This window comes from Aeromonas sp. S19(2024) (assembly GCF_041402625.1).
GTDB classification, from domain to species: Bacteria; Pseudomonadota; Gammaproteobacteria; order Enterobacterales; family Aeromonadaceae; genus Aeromonas; species Aeromonas caviae.
In genome coordinates this window covers 220,588-239,247 of record NZ_JBGLQU010000006.1, presented here as the reverse complement: position 1 = coordinate 239,247, position 18,660 = coordinate 220,588, and the positions used below count along the sequence as shown (strand labels likewise).

At 63.8% G+C, this 18,660-nt stretch carries 14 protein-coding genes; 12 read left to right on the top strand and 2 right to left on the bottom strand.

Translation table 11 applies throughout. The features are described from left to right. The coding region (locus ACB037_RS14570) for a retention module-containing protein (protein WP_371175484.1) at window positions 1–2,755 on the bottom strand (2,755 nt) is incomplete at its 3' end. A gap of 737 nt (window positions 2,756–3,492) precedes the next feature. Here ACB037_RS14570 and nrfA point away from each other — a divergent pair. The 11 genes from nrfA to ACB037_RS14515 all read left to right on the top strand — a co-directional run bounded on the left by nrfA (window position 3,493) and on the right by ACB037_RS14515 (window position 15,759). After that, entirely contained in the window at window positions 3,493–4,935 is a 1,443-nt protein-coding gene (gene nrfA, locus ACB037_RS14565; RefSeq protein WP_371175487.1) for an ammonia-forming nitrite reductase cytochrome c552 subunit, read from the top strand. Between the two features lie 51 nt (window positions 4,936–4,986). Continuing rightward, complete coding sequence (gene nrfB / locus ACB037_RS14560) at window positions 4,987–5,577, top strand: cytochrome c nitrite reductase pentaheme subunit (protein ID WP_371175483.1); 591 nt, start codon at window positions 4,987–4,989, stop codon at window positions 5,575–5,577. Further along, the gene (locus tag ACB037_RS14555; RefSeq protein WP_371175482.1) at window positions 5,574–6,254 is read left to right on the top strand and encodes a 4Fe-4S dicluster domain-containing protein; all 681 of its coding nucleotides are present in this window, start codon (window positions 5,574–5,576) and stop codon (window positions 6,252–6,254) included. The genes nrfB and ACB037_RS14555 overlap by 4 nt, the downstream gene beginning before the upstream one ends. Continuing rightward, window positions 6,251–7,207, top strand: a complete 957-nt coding sequence (gene nrfD, locus ACB037_RS14550) for a cytochrome c nitrite reductase subunit NrfD (RefSeq protein ID WP_346198786.1) — start codon at window positions 6,251–6,253, stop codon at window positions 7,205–7,207. Before ACB037_RS14555 ends, nrfD begins: the two co-directional genes overlap by 4 nt. A 307-nt stretch (window positions 7,208–7,514) precedes the next feature. Next, the gene (gene nrfE, locus ACB037_RS14545) at window positions 7,515–9,476 is read left to right on the top strand and encodes a heme lyase NrfEFG subunit NrfE (protein ID WP_371175486.1); all 1,962 of its coding nucleotides are present in this window, start codon (window positions 7,515–7,517) and stop codon (window positions 9,474–9,476) included. After that, window positions 9,473–10,072, top strand: a complete 600-nt coding sequence (locus tag ACB037_RS14540; RefSeq protein ID WP_371175481.1) for a DsbE family thiol:disulfide interchange protein — start codon at window positions 9,473–9,475, stop codon at window positions 10,070–10,072. The genes nrfE and ACB037_RS14540 overlap by 4 nt, the downstream gene beginning before the upstream one ends. Then, window positions 10,069–11,259 (top strand): heme lyase NrfEFG subunit NrfF, encoded by a 1,191-nt coding sequence (gene nrfF, locus ACB037_RS14535; RefSeq protein ID WP_371175480.1) that lies wholly within the window; start codon window positions 10,069–10,071, stop codon window positions 11,257–11,259. Before ACB037_RS14540 ends, nrfF begins: the two co-directional genes overlap by 4 nt. Before the next feature lie 350 nt (window positions 11,260–11,609). Further along, window positions 11,610–12,530 (top strand): serine hydrolase, encoded by a 921-nt coding sequence (locus ACB037_RS14530; RefSeq protein ID WP_029314613.1) that lies wholly within the window; start codon window positions 11,610–11,612, stop codon window positions 12,528–12,530. Window positions 12,531–12,691: 161 nt separating this feature from the next. Then, window positions 12,692–12,832 carry a DUF2256 domain-containing protein gene (locus tag ACB037_RS14525; RefSeq protein WP_080768040.1) on the top strand — a complete coding sequence of 47 codons (141 nt, stop codon included), beginning with the start codon at window positions 12,692–12,694 and terminating at the stop codon, window positions 12,830–12,832. Next, window positions 12,832–14,352: a cryptochrome/photolyase family protein gene (locus tag ACB037_RS14520; RefSeq protein ID WP_371175479.1), complete on the top strand. Its 1,521-nt coding sequence runs from the start codon at window positions 12,832–12,834 to the stop codon at window positions 14,350–14,352. The genes ACB037_RS14525 and ACB037_RS14520 overlap by 1 nt, the downstream gene beginning before the upstream one ends. Before the next feature lie 153 nt (window positions 14,353–14,505). Beyond that, window positions 14,506–15,759 (top strand): D-amino acid dehydrogenase, encoded by a 1,254-nt coding sequence (locus tag ACB037_RS14515; RefSeq protein WP_124244193.1) that lies wholly within the window; start codon window positions 14,506–14,508, stop codon window positions 15,757–15,759. Between the two features lie 62 nt (window positions 15,760–15,821). On the opposite strand, the gene ACB037_RS14510 is transcribed toward ACB037_RS14515, so the two are convergent. Continuing rightward, window positions 15,822–16,520 carry a TetR/AcrR family transcriptional regulator gene (locus tag ACB037_RS14510; RefSeq protein WP_185367325.1) on the bottom strand — a complete coding sequence of 233 codons (699 nt, stop codon included), beginning with the start codon at window positions 16,518–16,520 and terminating at the stop codon, window positions 15,822–15,824. Window positions 16,521–16,703: 183 nt separating this feature from the next. Here ACB037_RS14510 and ACB037_RS14505 point away from each other — a divergent pair, with 183 nt between their 5' ends. Beyond that, a complete protein-coding gene (locus ACB037_RS14505) occupies window positions 16,704–18,635 on the top strand; it encodes an amidohydrolase (RefSeq protein ID WP_139737979.1) in 1,932 nt (643 codons plus the stop codon). The last annotated feature ends 25 nt before the right edge of the window (window positions 18,636–18,660 follow it).

The following is an 18,660-nucleotide window of genomic DNA, read 5'->3' as shown; positions in this document are numbered from 1 at the left end:
CGCCGCTGGTGAGCCCCTGCAGGCCGGGCTGGCTGGCATCGAATGCGATGTTGACCAGAGGGTCGGCCCCGGCGGTGATGGCCAGATCCCCGGTGAGGGTCTGGGCCGCGCCCCAGTCGCAGTCCTCCACCAGGGTGAGGGAGACGGGGTCGACCTGGGGCAGCACGCCGTCGGTGATATGGATATTGAGGGTGCCAAGGTTGCTCTTGTCCCCGTCAAAATCGGTGCCTTGCACCTGCAACCCCAGGTTGACGCTGTTGGTGCTGACCGGTTGATCCAGCACGCCGTCGAGCGCCACCTGGTACTTGCCATCCAGCCCCAGGGTCACGGTCAGAATGGTCTTGCCGCCCGCATCCAGCAGGGTGATGACGTTGCCGTTGACCTGATAGTGGGTCGGCTGGCCGCCGCTGGTGAGGCCATTCAGGCCGGGCTGGTTCGCCTCGAAGTTGAGCGACACCAGGCGATCGCTGCCCACGCTCACTTGCAGCTGGCCATCCAGGGTCTGGCCAGAGGCCCCTTCCTGCAAGGTGACCCCGCTGTCGTTGCCAAGGCGGGGATCCACACCGTCGCTGATGGAGACAACCAGATCGGCGCGGGTCTCGTCGCCATCTATTTCCTTGGCGGAAACGGTGAGCCCGAGGGAGAGCTGGTCGCTGCCCTGATGGTCCAGAGGCCCATTGAGGGAGACGGTGACATTGCCGTCGATATCACTGCCATGTTGGCTGGCGGTCAGCTCGGCCTTCAGCACCTCGACCCGCTTGCCATTGCCATCGAGGTAATAACCCGTCAGCAGGCGATCACCGGTGAATTCGAAGGTCAAGGCGTGGCCGTCGCTGCTGATACCGCTGCCGTTGAGACGGGCCAGGGTTGCACTCTGATCCGCGAAGACGGCACTTGTTGCCACCAAGGGATCGGACTGATGGCCCACCACGAACTGGCTCTGTCCCACCACCGCCGCCGGATTGGTGAAATCATCCTCCGTGAGGCTGATGGGGGCGATGGTGAAGTCCGGCGGTGTGCTGTCCACCAGGTTGACGGTGAGATTGGCGCTCACCAGATCCCCGTCGCTGTCGCGGTACTCCAGGGCAAAGGGCAGGCTCAGGCTATCCTGGCCGTGATCCAGGCTCTGGTTCCAGACGATGCGATAGCTGCCGTCGTTGGCCAGGGTCAGGGTGAAAACGGTCACGCCCCCCGCGCTGGCACTGAGGGTCTGGCCGTTTATCTGATAACTGAGCGCAGTGCCATGACTGCTGAGACCAAGCTGCTCGAGGGCGCTCTGATCGGCGCCGAAGCTCACCTGCAGGTTGCCGTCCATGCCGGCCCCGGTATGGAGGGAGCCGCTGGCACTCACCGGCCCCTTGGCCAGATCGGCCTCGGACAGGGTCAGGGTGTCGCTCTGGCCAATCAGGGGGGCGCCGTCGATCACCCGGTTCCCCGCCAGATCCGTCACCTCGGCGCGCACCTCGTAGGGGCCCTGGATGCTGGAGAGATCCAGGCCTCCCAGTTGCCAGCGGCCGTCACTGCCCACCAGGGCACTGCCGCTGAAGAGGGTCTGGCCATTCTGGCCAATCAGGGTGATGGTCACCCGCTGCCCCGCCTCCACGTCCGTGGTACTGCCGCTCAGGGTGACCTTGTCATGGCCGAGAATGCTGTCGGTATCGAGATCGTCGATGTCGATGGCGGCACGGGTATCCACCGTCACCGTCAGGGTGTCGCTGGCCCGGTTGCCCGCGATGTCCACCGCATCGACGCGAAAATCATGGGCGCCATCGGCCAGGGTATCGGGGATCTGATATTGCCAGTTGCCGTTGCCATCCACGGTGAGCACGGCCATCACCTTGCCTTCCAGGGTCAGGGTAACGGTAGCGCCAGGCTCCCCCTTCCCTTGCAGTAGCGGTGTGGTGTCGCGGGTCAGATCATCGGTCTGGCTGGTGCCGGTGTCGCTCTCGTCCGCCAAATCCAGGGTAATGGTGGTGATGGTGTCGAGCAGGGTCTGGCCGGTGTCGCTGGCCCGGTTGCCAGCCGCGTCCTGGGTATCGGCCTGGATGGTCAGGGGGCCGTCCACCAGTTTGCCGGTGACGTCGCCGAAGTTTGCCTCCCAGACGAAGCCGGGTAGCACCACTGTGGTGGTGGTCAGGCGGTTGCCATCCTGATCTATCAGGGTGACAGTGACGGTCTGGCCGACTTCCACATCCTCGACAAAGCCGCGGATGATGACGCCGGTCGCCTCGTCGGCATTGATGATGTTGTCGTCGGTCTGGGGCTCAGTGATGGTGATGGCCGCCAGCAGATCCTGATCTTCGGCATAGAGCAGCTCGTCGCCCGGCTGACGCGCCTCATGGCCGGTGTCAAACCCCGCCTCGGCCAGGGTCGCATCATTGATACGATCCACCACCACGAAACCGCCGGCGCTGGAGCCGGCCACACCGCCAACCGTAGCGGCCGCCGCGTTACCGGCCGCCGTCTCTTCAAACAATTTGGTCGGGTCTGCCCCCTGGCGGATCGCCTCCTGGAGGCTCGCCAGCTCGGCATCGGCACCGGCGGGCAGTGCCGCCTCGGGCTGGGTGGGCTCGGGACGTTCGCTGCCAGCCTCCGCCAGCTCCACCTGTCCGTCGGATTCGGTGAGCAGGCGCATCCCGGGCTCCAGTTGCATGCCAGGGGTGGCACGGCGCAAAGAGCCGTCCGCATCCATCACAAACACGGCGCCCTCCACCTTGGCAATAAGAGTCGGTTTATCGATTCGCAGCTCGGCCATATATCCTCCAACGGGTAAACACAGACTTCCCAGCACATGAAGCGTAAAGGGAAAGTCTCCGTGACAGGCGGCTATTTTACCGTCAATCACCCCCTATAACCCTTCGTCATTTTCGAAAATATCGAAAGTAAATGCCGCCAACCGTCCTATTAAATTCAATAAGACGCTATCAGGCCGCGAATATGCTGGAATAAAGCCCTTATTTTCCCTTTCATAAAAACAGATGGCTCTCTTGGCACCCATTTCTACGACAGCTTCTGTCACAAAGTCCCTTGACAGGGACCATGGTGATGGAAAACCGAAGCCTCCCCCTCACCCCTTCGCAAGCTTAATATTGAATTTAAATTCAACATCAGCAGTTTATTCTCTCTCTGCATGCGGTGTATCTCTCCGCCGCCTTTCGCCCAGCCCTCCTCGCCAGCATGATGAACATCGATTTTACCTATTTTCATCAAAAGAGAACGGGTGGAAATAACCCTCGGATGAGGTTCAATAATTCCACCTGGATCGCACTTTTTGCATCCCTCACCCCCCTCAATTGATCTAGCGCAACTCCCACGGGGATAAATAATTATCCATTTTACCCATTTGGTATTATCCCCCCGAGCAATTGCATAAACACCGATTTATATGCAGCCATAACAATGGATCGGCCTGCCATGCCCGTCGATGATGAGCACAGATGTCCACACCAAGATGGAACGGTCAGGCCCGACATGGACTTTTATCTGGGAGTGATGACCGTGGATTCATATGACAAGCTATTTCGACCAGGGCTGGCGGCCCTGCTGCTGACCGCCCTGCTGGGTGCAGGCAGTCTGGCACAGGCAGACGACAGTGCCCCTAAGGGCAAGATCGAGGCGCGCAGCGAGCTGTTCGCCAAGGATCACGCCGATCAGTTCACCAGCTGGAAAGGCACCAGCGGGAGCCGCGAGCGCACCGACGCCCTGGCGGAAGATCCGCAGATGGTGGTGCTCTGGGCCGGCTACCCCTTCTCCAAGGATTACAACAAGCCGCGCGGCCACTTCTATGCCCTGACCGACGTGCGGGAAACCCTGCGCACCGGCGCCCCCAAGACTGCCGAAGACGGTCCGCTGCCCATGGCCTGCTGGAGCTGCAAAGGCCCGGACGTGGCCCGCGTCATCGACGAGAAGGGTGAGGATGGCTACTTCAAGGGGATGTGGGCAAAAGGCGGCCCCGAGATCGTCAACACCATCGGCTGCGCCGACTGCCACGACACCGCCTCGAAAGATTTCAAGGAAGGGAAACCCGCCCTGCACCTCTCCCGTCCCTATGCCGACCGGGCCATGACCGCCATCGGCAAGCCGTTCAAGGAGCAGGGGCGCTTCGATCAGCAGTCTCAGGTGTGCGGCCAGTGCCACGTGGAGTACTACTTCAGCGGCCCCACCAAGGCGGTGAAATTCCCCTGGGACAAGGGTACGACTGTTGAGCAGATGGAAGAGTATTACGATGAAATAGGCTTTGCCGACTGGACCCACGCCCTCTCCAAGACCCCCATGCTCAAAGCCCAGCACCCCGAGTACGAGACCTGGCGCGCCGGCATTCACGGCCAGAACAACGTCGCCTGCGTCGACTGCCACATGCCCAAGGTGCAGAACGAACAGGGCAAGGTCTACACCGATCATAAGGTAGGCAACCCCTTCGATCGCTTCGATCAGACCTGCCGCAACTGCCACACCCAGAGCAAGGAGATGCTGCAAGGGGTGGTCAAGCAGCGCAAGGACGCCGTCACCGAAATCAAGCTCAAAGTCGAGAAGCAGCTGGTGCACGCCCACTTTGAAGCCAAGGCCGCCTGGGATGCCGGCGCCACCGAGGCCGAGATGAAGGACATTCTGCAGGATATCCGTCACGCCCAATGGCGCTGGGACTTCTCCATCGCCTCCCACGGGGTGCAGATGCACGCCCCGGAAGTGGCGCTGCGCATGCTGGGAACCGCCCTGGACAAGGCCGCCGACGCCCGCACCAAGCTGGCACGCCTGCTGGCCGCCAAGGGGATCAGCCACGAGATCGCCATTCCTGACATCTCCAGCAAGGAGAAGGCCCAGGCCGCTCTTGGCATGGACATGAAGCAGATGAACAGCGACAAGGCCCAGTTCCTCAAGACCACAGTCCCCGCCTGGGATGCCGAGGCCAAAGCGGCCGGACGGCTCGCACAATGACGAGGCATGCGGGCCCCCAGTGTCGGGCCCGCAGCCGGATGGAGGCTTCCTATGGGTGATTTAACAATGGATTTCTTACGACTGATGCTGATGGCAGCCATGCTGCTCACCAGCCTGCAGGGCCAGGCGGCCGATGCGGCAACCGCCCCGGCACCGACTACACATGAAGTGGAATTTCTGCGCAGTGCCGACAAGGCCTGCACCGACTGCCACAAGGAGCAGGTCGAAGGCATGCACGGCAAGCATGGCCAGGCAACCAACCCCAACAACCTGGCGCCGGTCACCTGCACCAACTGCCACGGTCAACCCTCCCCCCAGCACCGGGAAGGGGTCAAGGACGTGATGCGCTTTAGTGACAGCTTCAACCAGCCGCAAGGCAAGGATGGCTATCCCATCGCCGAGCAAAACAGCGTCTGCATGAGCTGCCATGAACCCAAGCCACTGCGCGAGGCGCTCTGGGCCCACGACGTGCACATGACCAGGCTCACCTGTACCAGCTGCCACCAGCTGCACCCAGCCAAGGAGCCCATGGTGGGCATCCCGGAAAAATCCCGCATCAAGCTGTGTGTCGACTGCCACAGCAAGCAGCACCAGGCCAAGGCGGCCGGCCTGCAGGTCAATGCGGGCAAGGAGGCACCATGAGCTGCTCTCGTCGTGACTTTATGGCGGGGATGGGCGCGGGGGCCCTCATCATGATGACAGGGCCGACTCGCACCCTTGCCACCCCCCTCGCCCACAGCCAGACCATCGACGGGGTACGCTTTGGCATGCTCCACGACGAGACGGCCTGTATCGGCTGTACCGCCTGCATGGAGGCCTGCCGGGAGGTGAATCAGGTGCCAGAGGGGGTCTCGCGCCTCGAGATCATCCGCTCCGGCCCCATCGGCACCTTCTCCGATGCCGAGTACCACTTCTTTCGCAAGTCCTGCCAGCACTGCGACAACGCTCCCTGCGTACACGTCTGCCCGACCGGTGCCTCCCATATCCGCAAGGAGGATGGCATCGTCGACGTCAACCCGGATCTCTGCGTTGGCTGCATGTACTGTCTGGCCGCCTGCCCCTATCAGGTGCGCTTTATCAACCCTGTGACCAAGGTGGCCGACAAGTGCGACTTTTGCCGCAAGACCAACCTGGCGGCGGGCAAGGAGCCGGCGTGCGTGGAATCCTGCCCCACCAAGGCGCTGGTGTTCGGCAATCTGGATGACCCGGACAGCCCCATCGCCAAACGGCTGGTGAAGGAGACCACCTATCGCTACAAGCAGGCACTCGGCACCTCGCCCAAGATGTACCGCGTGCCCGAAGGGGAGATAAAGTCATGACGATGCAAGAGGCGTTTCACTTCCCTTCACTGGTCTGGGACTGGCCAATCGCCATCTATCTCTTTCTGCTCGGCATCTCCGCCGGGGCCACCACCCTCTCGGTGCTGCTGCGCCGCAAGGGAGCCGGCAGCGAGAGCGGCATCATCAAGGCGACCGCCATTCTGGCGCCGGTGAGCGTGGTGCTGGGGTTACTGATCCTCATCTTCCACCTGGCCCGCCCCTGGACCTTCTGGAAGCTGATGTTCCACTACCAGTTCGACTCCGTGATGTCGATGGGGGTCATGCTGTTTCAGGTCTACATGGCGGTGCTGTTTGCCTGGCTGGCGGTGGTATTTCGGGCCGAGATCGAGACCTTGCGCAGTCACCTGCTGCAAGAGAAGTTCGCCTTTGTGGATGGTCTGATTGGCTGGCTCGCCCGCATCGAGCGGCTGCTGGCGCCGCTCTTGCTGCTGCTCGCCGTGCTCTTGGGGGCCTACACCGGCTTTCTGCTGTCGGCGCTCAAGACCTATCCGCTGTTGAACAACCCGGTGCTGCCGGTGCTGTTCCTCATCTCCGGCGTCAGCTCCGGCATCGCTTCCACCATCTTGCTGGCGGTCACCCTGTTCAAGGAGAACCATCACAGCCAGGGGGTGAGCTTTGTCCACCGCTTCGAGCGGCCGGTGCTGGCGGTGGAGGTGTTGCTGCTGGTCTGCTTCTTTACCGGCCTCTACTTCGGTGGCGGCCAGAAGGAGGCAGCCATGTGGGCCGCCATCGGCAGCGGCTTCTGGGCTCAGGTGTTCTGGCTCGGGGTGGTGGGCATCGGCATGCTGCTGCCCCAGTTGCTGGCCCTGCTGGCCCCCGCGCCGCTGCGGGCCAAAAACGGCTATCTGGTGCTGGTCTGCAGCCTGACCCTGGTGGGGATCCTGCTGCTGCGCTACTTCGTGCTTTATGCCGGCCAGATGACGGTAGTTTAAAAACCGGTTCACGCTCCTGTTGCGAGGCCGTGATCAAGGCTCATGTGCTGCTCGGAATCCTCATGTATTAACATACACTCCGGTTCCTGCGCTGCTCTTTACCTTGCTGACGACCTCTCACGACGGATCGTGAATCGGTTATTGAAAGCTGGGGATAAGCGCCAGCCGCCCTTCGGGTGACTGGCGCTTATTTGTTGCGATGAGTTGTTGCGATTGGTTGTTGCCAGAAATGTGGATGTTATCCCCCAGCGCCGGTACGGTGCAGACGCTGCGGCATAACATAGACGAATGATTGACTGGAGGTTGTGTGCTGGCGGAGCTCGGCTATCTCTCACTGTTGCTGGCGACCGGGCTCGCCCTGCTGCAAGGCACCCTGCCCTGGCTGGGATTGCGGCTCGCCTCACGCCTGCTGCTGGGCTGCGCAACACCGCTGGCCCTCCTGGTCGCGCTCCTGCTCGGGGCCGCTCTGCTGCTGCTCGCCAGCTGTTTTGGCCAGGATGACTTCACCCTGGTCTATGTGGCCCAGCACGCCAACAGCGCCCTGCCTCTTGGCTTCAAGCTGGCAGCCGTGTGGGGCGGCCACGAGGGCTCCATGCTGTTCTTTGTCTTTGCGCTGGGGCTGTGGGGCGCTTTGGTAGCTCTTTGCTCCAGGCGGGTCGATCCGCTGATCACAACCCGGGTATTGGCCATCATGGGGCTGATCGTCGGGCTGTTCGGCCTCTATACCCTGATCTTCTCCAGCCCGTTTGACCGCCAGTTCCCAGGGCCGCTGGAGGGGCGCGATCTCAACCCCATGCTGCAGGATATCGGCCTCATCATCCACCCGCCCCTGCTCTATCTCGGTTACGTCGGCTTTGCGGTCAACTTCGCCTTCGCCATGGCGGCGCTGCACTCGGGTCGGCTCGATGGCGCCGTGGCCCACTGGAGCCGCCCCTGGGCGCTCGGCTCCTGGGTCTTTCTCACCGCCGGTATTGTGCTGGGCTCCTGGTGGGCCTATTACGAGCTCGGCTGGGGCGGCTGGTGGTTCTGGGATCCGGTGGAAAATGCCTCCCTCTTGCCCTGGCTGCTCGGCACCGCCCTGCTGCACGCCCTGGTGGTGTGCGAGAAGCGCGGCGCTTACGGCCACGCCGTGTTACTGCTCTCCATCTTTACCTTTTCGCTGAGCCTGCTCGGTACCTTCGTGGTGCGCTCCGGGGTGCTCACCTCGGTACACGCCTTTGCGGTGGACCCCAGCCGCGGCCTCACCCTCTTGTTGCTGCTCGGTTTGCTATTGACCTGCGCCCTCACCCTGTTTGCCCTGCGGGCGGACATTCGCGCTCCCTATGCCCGCTTTGGCTTGCTGTCAAAAGAGGGGCTTCTCGGCGCCGCCATCCTGCTGCTTTGCGTGGCCTGCGCCAGCGTGCTGCTCGGCACCTTCTACCCCATGGTGTTCCAGTCGCTCCATCTGGGCTCACTCTCGGTGGGCGCCCCCTATTTCAATACCATCTTCGTGCCGCTGGCCCTCTGCCTGATGGCGCTGATGACCCAGCTGCCGCGCCTGCGCTGGCAGCATCTGGCAGCCCAGCGCCGCATCAAGGTACTGCTCCCATGCCTGTTCGGCCTGCTGGGGGGCACCTTGCTGAGCCTCGCCTATCCCGAACCGCTGCGGGCAAGCTGGCTGGGGCTTGCGGCCAACGTGCTGAGCCTCTGGCTGATGGCCAGCCTGCTGCTCCCGCTCTTGCAACCGGTCGCCCTGCGCGAGCTCACCCTCAATCGGTTCGGCAGCCTGCTGGCCCACCTCGGGGTGGCGGTGTGCGCCCTCGGCATTGCGCAGGTGAGTCACCACAGTCAGGAGGGGGGCGCGGTACTCGCCGCAGGCCAACCCTATCGGCTCGGCGCCTTCGAGTTTCGCTATGAGGGGAGCGAGCCCATCATAGGCCCCAACTACACCGCCGAGCGCATCACGCTTAGCGTGCATAAGGACGGTAAAGAGGTGGCGCGGCTGACGCCGGAGCAGCGTCACTACAGCGTGCGCACCATGAACATGAACGAACCCGGGATCAAATGGGGATTGCTCGGCGATCTCTACGTGGTGCTTGGCGAGAAGATGGGGCCCGGCGCCTATGCCATGCGGCTGCACCATAAGCCGCTGGTGCGCTGGATCTGGCTCGGCGGCCTGTTGATGATGACGGGCGGCGCCCTGCGTCTGCTCGCCCGCCGGCCGCTGCTGGCCCCTCGCCAAAGCTCGGCAAGCTCGCCCCGCCCCCTGCTCAATCAGGAGCCATCATGAACGCCCGTCTGCGCCTGTTCGTGCCGCTCGTGCTAACCCTGGGGCTCGGTGCCCTGCTCTGGCTCGGCCTTGGCAACAACCCCTACAGCCAGGATGAGGCCGTCGCCGGGCGCCCCCTGCCTGACTGGCAGAGTGACGACCTGTTTGGTGGCGCCCCCATCCACACCGCGGCGCTCAAGGGGGAGCCCTTCGTGCTCAACGTCTGGGCCAGCTGGTGCCCCAACTGCCGCGCCGAGCATCCGCTGCTGGGTGAGCTGGCCAGCGCCGTGCCCCTCTACGGCCTCAACTACCGGGACAAGGGCGATGCCGCCCGCGCCTGGCTCACCGAGGCGGGCAACCCCTATCGCGCCGTGCTGGCCGACCCTGACGGCAAACTTGCCCTGGAGCTCGGCGTCTACGGCACGCCGGAAACCTATCTCTTCGCCAGTAACGGCACCCTGCTGACCCGCCACACGGGTGAGCTCACCCGGGAAGTCTGGCAACGCCAGTTTGCCCCCCTGCTTGCAAAGGCCCGCAGCAACACCGCTCGCCAGCCCGAAGTGGAAAGAGAAGTGGAGAGAGAAGTAGAGAGACAAGTGCGGGAGAGCAAGCCATGAGACGTCTCGGCCACGCCCTGATAGCGCCGCTCTTGCTGGCCTTGAGCCTCGGGGCCCTTGCCAGCGGGGTCGACACCTATGAGTTTCGCCACCCTGAGCGGCAGACCCGTGCTCAGGATCTCGCCCGCGCCCTGCGCTGCCCCCAGTGCCAGAACCAGAACCTGATGGAGTCCAATTCCCCCATCGCCCGGGATCTGCGGCTCGAGGTCTACCGCTGGGTGGACGAGGGACAGTCTGATGAGCAGGTGATCGCCCGCATGACGGAGCGCTTTGGCGATTTCGTGCGCTACGATCCCCCCTTCAAGGCCAGCACGGCGCTGCTGTGGGGGGGGCCCGCCCTCTTGCTGTTGCTGGCGCTCCATCGCCTGCGCAGGAGCCTGCATCGCCGGCAACCGACGCGGGTGCCGCTTGTCGGCGACAGAGCAGAGGGGATGCTCGCCCACGACCCCAGGGCCGAGCTGAACCGGCTGATCATGGCCGAGCAGCAGGCGGGGCTTGCCCCCCACAGCCGCCTCTACCGGGAGCTGGAGCTGGCTCGCCTCGCCAACGCCACCCCACCTGCCGAACAGGCCCTGCGCGAGCGGCTGGCCAAGGACCGCACCGCCCGTCCGCTGCTCTGGCTGCGCTCCTGGATACTGCTTGGAACCCTGCTGCTGGCGCTGATGGCCGGTATTTATGCCGGCACCGGCCGCTATCAGGCGTGGCAGGCTTATCAGTCGCGCCCCGATCCGCTGGCAGGATTGAGCCCGCGGGATCTGCAAGACAAGGAGCTGGGCGCCCTGCACCAGCGCCTGCAAGCCAACCCCGCCGATCTCGACGGCTGGGCGGCGCTCGGCCAGCTCTATCTCTATCGGGACGAGTACGAGAACGCCCTGCTCGCCTACCAGCGTCTCGCCCTGCAAGAAGGGGGCGCCAGCGCTGCGACCCAGGCCGCACAGGCTACCGTGCTCTACTATCAGGCGGGCCAGCAGCTGACTCCCGAGGCAACCCGCCTGCTGGAGAGCGCCCTCAAGCAGGACAAGGGTGAGGTGAGCGCCCTGATGCTGCTCGCCTCCGATCACTTCCTGCACGGCCGCTACTCCCAGGCCATCGCCCTCTGGCAGCAGTTGCTGGACGAGGAGCGCCCCCGCATCAATCGGGCCGCACTGATCCAGGCCATTCAGACCGCAAGGATGATGGGAGGATGACGCGGGGCAAAACGGCGATAATGCAGCGGGCCATCTTCCCTGCCGGGCGCCGTTTTTATCGCCATGGTCGCCATTAACGACCCCTTCATCATCCCAAGGCGCCGAAAGGTGCAAAAAGAGTCGTCATCCCGCCCCTCGCCAGCATATAGTGCGCCCCCGTGGTGGCGTGTCTGGCATGGCCTGACAGGCCTCTATGACTCCCTTTATCGGGCCTAATAGCCCCGATGCGGGGGATTTCAAGGTGCGCTGGCCCATAAAATGGAAATATCCGGCCACCAGACGTTGTGAAGCGTCAATTACCGTCATATAACTTAGCCAAATGTCCCTGTGAGTCGTAGTAGAGTCAAATCATGAACCTTCGTCCTTTTCTTCCCTTGCTGCTCGGCGCCTTCCTCCTTCCCGCCAGCATGGAAAGCGCCCATGCCAACCCGTTTTCTGCGACCTCTTCTTCCACCAACAGCCTGCTCGAACCCCGCAGCAACCTGCCGCTGAGATCCGATGCCTACGTGGTCGTCAACCCGAAAACCGGCGAGACACTGGCAGAGCGCAACGCCAACCGGGTGATGTCCATCGCCTCCATCACCAAGCTGATGACAGCGCTGGTGGTACTGGACGGCAATCAGCGCCTCAACGAGACCCTCACCGTCACCATGGATGACGTGGACAGACTCAAGGGCACGGGGTCGCGCCTCGCGGTGGGCTCACGTCTGAGTCGCGCCGACATGCTGCACATCGCACTGATGTCCTCTGAAAACCGCGCCGCCTCCGCCTTGGGACGGCACTACCCGGGTGGCCGCAAGGCCTTTATCGAGGCAATGAACGCCAAGGCCCGCATGCTCGGCATGTGGAGCACCCATTTCGCCGACAGCACCGGGCTCAACCCCCGCAACGTCTCCACCGCACACGATCTCGCCAAACTGGCTGCCGCCGCCTCCACCTACCCGCTGATCCGCCAGTACACCGCCTCCGAGCAGCGTCTGGTACGCAACGGCAAGCGCCAGCTGCACTACCTCAACTCCAACCGCCTGGTACGGGAAGGAAGCTGGCCCATTCTGGTCTCCAAGACCGGTTATATCCGCGAGGCGGGGCGCTGCCTGGTGATGGGAACCCGGGTCAACAACGAGCCCGTGGTCATGGTACTGCTTCACGCCAACACCACGGATGAACGGGTCGCCGATGCCAGAAAGATCAAGAGCTGGCTGGAAACCTCGGGCCGCATGACCCTGACGGCGCAGTCCACTCCCCAGCCCAGGCTCTTCAGCAGCCAGTAACGGCTACGAGAACAAGGGCCCCCGAACCGGCAGGTGCGGGGGCCTTTTTCATGAGTGGCAATCACCCCCTATTGCCTCTTTCTGCTCCCCCAGTGATCCCGACCGTATGGTGCTTCGTTAAGGAGGCAGAGAGAAACCAAGGGCATCAACAGGGCCGCCACATGCACCTCAAACCCCATCTACCCGAGAAGATCTGTCCCGTCTGCCTGCGTCCTTTTGCCTGGCGGCGCAAGTGGGCCCGCTGCTGGCAGGAAGTGCGCTATTGCAGCGAACGCTGCCGTCGTCGGAAGGAGCACCCCTGATGGAGCTACGCCTCATTCTCGGGGATCAACTGAACGCAGGTCACAGCTGGTTTCACACGCCGGATCCCGCTGTCTGCTACTTGATGGCGGAGCTGCGCCAGGAGACGGACTACTGCCGCCACCATCGCCAGAAGGTGCTCGCCTTCTTTGCCGCCATGCGCGCCTTCGCCGCCGCCCTCACCAAGGCGGGCCACCGGGTCTGCTACCTGACTCTCGATGAGAGCGCCCCTTGGCCCGATTTGCCGAGCTTGCTGGCGGCCCAGCTAGAAGCGCATCAGGCCGATCGCTTCGCCTGGCAGAGCCCGGACGAGTGGCGCCTTGCAAGCCAGCTGACCCAGTGGGCCTCAGGCCTTGCCATCCCGACCGCTGAGGTGGACAGCGAACATTTTCTCACCCCCCGCGATGGCTGGCGACGCTACCCTCACAGCCGGATGGAGTTCTTCTACCGCGCCCTGCGAAAGCAGTACCGGGTGTTGCTCGATGAGCGCGGCCAACCCCTTGGGGGGCGCTGGAACTTCGATGCCGAGAATCGCGCCAAATTGCCGGCGAGCCAACCCATCCCGGCGCCCCTCACCTTTGCCAACGAGGTGAGCGACATCGATGCCATGCTGACCCGCCACGGCGTCGCCACCATTGGCAGTGCCGATGCCGACGCCCTGCCCTGGCCCGTCACCCGGCGCCAGAGCCGCGCACTGCTTGAACACTTCCTTGCACACTGCCTGCCCCACTTCGGTCGCTATCAGGACGCCCTGAGCGAACGGGGCTGGAGCCTGTTCCACAGCCGCTTGTCGTTTTCCATGAACAGCAAGATGCTCCATCCCCTCGAGGTGATCCGCGCTGCGCAAGCTCACTGGCAGGCCAATCAGGCCACCATTTCCCTGGCGCAGGTGGAGGGGTTCATCCGCCAGATCCTCGGCTGGCGCGAGTTTGTCCGCGCCCTCTACTGGGAAAAGATGCCCGAGTATCGGCGCACCAACTTTCTCGGGGCCGAGCGACCCCTGCCCGGTTTTTTCTGGAATGGAGAAACCAGCATGGCCTGCGTGCGTCACGCCATTCGACAGTCTCTGGAGCACGCCTATGCCCACCATATCCAGCGGCTGATGGTGACCGGCAACTTCGCCCTGCTGGCGGGGATCCACCCTGACGAGGTGGATACCTGGTATCTGGGCATCTATGTGGACGCCATCGAGTGGGTGGAGCTTCCCAACACCCGCGGCATGAGCCAGTTTGCCGATGGCGGCCTGATGGGCAGCAAGCCCTACGCCAGCAGCGGCGCCTATCTCGAGCGGATGGGCCACTACTGCAGGGGGTGTCACTATCAGGTGAAGGCCCGCAGCGGGCCGGACAGCTGCCCCTTCAACAGCCTCTATTGGCACTTTCTCTGGCGCAACCGGGACAAACTTGGCAACAACCCTCGCCTCGCCCTGCCCTATGCCAACTGGGATGGCCAAACCACAGAACAGCAGCAAGCCATCCTGACGACGGCAGAGCATCATCTGCTCCACCTGGAGCGGCTCTGAATCGACCGGATTTCATGCCAGAAAGTGTGCAAGTGACAACATTGAGAGCCAGTTAACAAAATGTGAATAGCGATAACCACCAATGACATCGACACCAGTTGAATATCCTGTGGCGGCTGATTAAGGTGGAGGCCCCAGTCAAGGAGAGACAAGATGGACATAGTGGTACTCGGTGGTGGCGTGGTCGGTGTGACCAGCGCCTGGTATCTGGCCAAGGCCGGTCACAAAGTGACCCTGCTGGAGCGGCGTGACGGGGTGGCCCTTGAAACCAGCCATGCCAACGCGGGTCAGATCTCCCCGGGTTATGCTTCCCCCTGGGCTGCCCCCGGCATTCCCCTCAAGGCCGCCAAATGGCTGCTGCAAAAGCACGCCCCCTTCACGGTGCGGCCCACCTCGGACCCCTTCCAGCTGCGCTGGATGCTGAAGATGTTCGCCAACTGCACGCCAGCGGCCTATGCAGTCAACAAGGGGCGCATGGTACGGCTGGCCGAATACAGCCGCGACTGCATGAAGCAGTTGCGGGGCGAGCTCGCGCTCGACTACGAAGGGCGCCAGCTCGGCACCCTGCAACTGTTTCGCAGTCAGGCCCAGCTCGATGCCAGCCAGCGCGATATTGCCGTGCTCGAGGAGTACGGCGTCCCCTATCAGTCCCTCGATGCCGGCGGCTGCGAGGAGGTCGAGCCCGCCCTGGCAAGGGTGCGTGGCAAGGTGGTGGGGGGCCTGCGCCTGCCGGGAGATGAAACCGGTGACTGTTTCCGCTTCACCCAGGCCCTGGCGGACGAGGCCCGCAAGCTCGGGGTGAGCTTCGTCTTCAACTGCGCCATCGACGAGGTCGAGATCGCGAAGGGACGCGCCGTGGCGGTCCGTGCCGGCGAGCAGCGCTTCCAGGCCGACGCCATCGTCTGTGCCCTCGGCAGTTATGGCACCGGCTTCCTGCGCCCCCTCGGAATTGAGCTCCCCGTCTACCCGGTCAAGGGGTACTCCCTCACCCTGCCGATGACGGATGCCGAGGGTGCCCCGCGCAGCACTGTGCTGGACGAGACCTACAAGGTCGCCATCACCCGCTTCGACGAACGGATCCGGGTGGGCGGCATGGCCGAACTCTCGGGCTTCAACCTGGCGCTCAACCCCAGACGCCACGATACCCTGGCCATGGTGGTGAGGGATCTCTTCCCCCAGGGGGGAAATCTGGAGCAGGCCACCTTCTGGACCGGGCTACGCCCCATGACGCCGGACGGCACACCCCTGGTCGGCCCAAGCCCCATTCCCGGGCTCTGGCTCAATACCGGCCACGGTACCCTGGGCTGGACCATGGCGGCAGGATCGGGCCAGTTGCTCAGCGATCTCATCTCGGGCAATACCCCGGATATCAGCGACGAGGGGCTCACCCTGGCCCGCTACGGCTGACCCGCCGCGCCGAGGACAAGAGAGGGAGTGCCTGGCACTCCCTCTCTTTATTCGCCCCCCTTCTATTCGCTCCTCTTCGCAGGGGTCTGGCAACCCGGCGCCAGCCCCGGCATCGACTGCCAGACCCGGGCGGGATCCGCCTCCTCGATGGCCGCCATCATCAGCTGCTCGCTCCAGCGTCTATGAAGTTGCCACAGTGCGCTGCCCGCCTCCCCCTGCCCCTTGGTGCACTGCTTGGCCACGTCCGCAGTCCGATAGAAGTAGCGCACCAGGGTGGTGAGCTCGGGCTCGGGCCAGCGACAGCCAAAGTGGCGCAGCCGCTCGGACCAGAACGCAATCTGGCGCACCTCGTGCTCCTGCTCGACCCCGTGCAGGGCGGGGATGAGATCCATCGCCTGCCAGAGCGCCCCATACCCGACGAAGCGCTCATCCAGTGCCTCCAGCGCCTCGTCCAGCAGCAGCAGGGTCTGGGGCCAGCTGTCGGCCTGCTCGCGGATGCGCTCCTGCGCCTCGCACACCGCCGCCAACCAGTCCATGGCCAGCCGGCAGATAATGGCCTCCTTGTTGGGGTAAAGATGGTAGAGCGACTTGATGCCCACCCCGGCGCGGGCGGCGATGGCATTGGTGTTGAGGGCCGTAAACCCCTGCTCCTGCAACAGGGCCAGGGTGGCCTGCTCGATGCGGCTCGCCACCTCCTGGCTGCGCAGTTGCCTGGGTTGGCGCCGCATGCAAAGTTCGGCCGGCAGCACGTGTTGTGACATTCTCTTCCCCCGATGCGGTGTCCGCCCCCAAGGGGCAACTGGTGTTCATAACTACATGATGAGACAAGGTAAACACAAGTCAAAAAAAGTGCAGTAATCGCTGGCATTTTTCAGAATAGCTGCAATAACCATAGGTGCTCATATCTGCAGTAAGAACTGCAATTAACCCAAGGAGAGCGTGCTATGGATAGCAAACACCCCAATCTCAGGCTGGGCACCATCGCCCTGCTGCTAGGTGGCCTGCTCGGCTGCCAGCAAGACAGCAGTGAGCCACCGCTCGGCAACACCCTCTATCTCAACGGCAAGATCCACACCCAGGATGGGCAACGCAGCCAGGCCGAGGCCATGGTGGTGCAAGGGGGCAAGTTCACTTACGTGGGCACTCGCGAAGGGGCCGAGGCCTTGAAAAACAGTGCGACCCAGGTGGTGGATCTGCAAGGCAAAATGGTGCTGCCGGGCCTGCACGACAACCACATCCATCTGCTCGGCACCGTGGCGCTGGACATGTGCGACCTGGACGGCCAGAGCGTCAACCTGGATCAGCTGGCGGCCAAGATCGGCGAGTGCCTGCCCCGCTACGCCCCGGCTCCCGGGGAATGGCTGGTGGTCAACCAGTGGTCGCCCTATGACGGCAACACCCCCACCGCCACCCATGCCACCCTGCTGGCGGCTCTGGATGCGGCGGCGCCGAACAACCCCGTGATGCTGGCCGGGGTCGACGGCCATGCCGGCGGCTACAACTCCCAGGCGCTGGCGCAGGCACAGGACGAAGAGGGCAATGTGGTCGGCTTCAATGCCACCACCCTGGCTCCGGGCGGCGTGTTCGAGGCCTTCATCCCCTATGTGGATCTCGCAACCGGCGTGGTCCGGGACGCGGCCCGCAGCGCCATTGCGGTCCCCGACACCGGGGTGCTGAGCGCGGAGGGTGAACAGGCTGCGGCCCAGTATGACAAGATACTCCCCGCCATCTCGACGCTGATGGCGTCGCGCGGCATCACGGGGGTGCAGGATGCCTGCGCCAACGACTTCATCCGGGGTCGGCTGCTCAAGATGCAGGACCAGGATCTGCTGCACATGCGCGTCACCGCCGCCACCTGCTTCAACCAGGATGACTACAGCGGCAAGCTGGACATCGACGGGCACCTGGCCAAGGCGAACCAGGTGCGCGACGCCTTCGCAGGCAACCCCCTCATCAAGGCCGATGCGGTCAAGATCTTCCTCGACGGCGTGCTGGAGGGGGATCCCTTCACCAGCCCCCCCTTCCTGCCCAATGCCGGCATGCTGGAGAATTACCAGCATCCCCATCTGGCCCTGGATCCCGCCAGCGGAGAGGTGAGCATCACCGCCGACAGCGAGGATGCGGGCAGCAACGGCATCGTCAACTACAAGGAGGCGGATCTGACGCGCTACGTCACGGCGCTGGATGGGGCCGGGTTTGGCATCCACATGCACAGCATCGGCGATCGCAGTACCCGGGTGGCCCTCGATGCCCTGGAGGCGGCCCGCGCCAGCAACGGCAACAGCGGCATTCCCCACACCCTGGCCCACCTGCAGGTAGTGCACCCGGACGATCAGCAGCGCCTCGGCGAGCTGGGTCTCTACCTCACCTTCACCTATGCCTGGACCACGCCCCAGCTTGCCTATGACATGCTGGTCAGCCCCTTCATCCAGCCAACCAAGGCAGGGCAGTCCCTGAGCGAGGCCATCTACGATCCCATGGGCTATCTTCATGACGCCCTCTACCCGGTCGAGCGTTCGCGCCAGGCCGGCGCCGTGCTGGTGGCGGGCAGCGACGCCCCGGTGGACAGCCGGGATCCGCGTCCGTTCGAGAACATGGCCGCCGGCATCGTGCAGGCGGCCGGCAGCGGCGACGACTTCCGGGCCAGTCAGCGCACTTCGCTGGCCGAAATGCTGGCCGCCTACACCATCAACGGCGCCAGGGCGGTGCGTCAGGGCGACATCACCGGCTCCATCGAGGCGGGCAAGTCGGCGGACTTCATCGTGCTGGACAGGGACCTGTTCGCCCTGGTCAAGGCCGGCACCCCGGAACTGATCGCCGATACCCAGGTCGAGCAGACTGTCTTCATGGGGGAGACCGTCTATCCCAGACCCTGAATGACACGGGCCCCGCAAGGGGCCC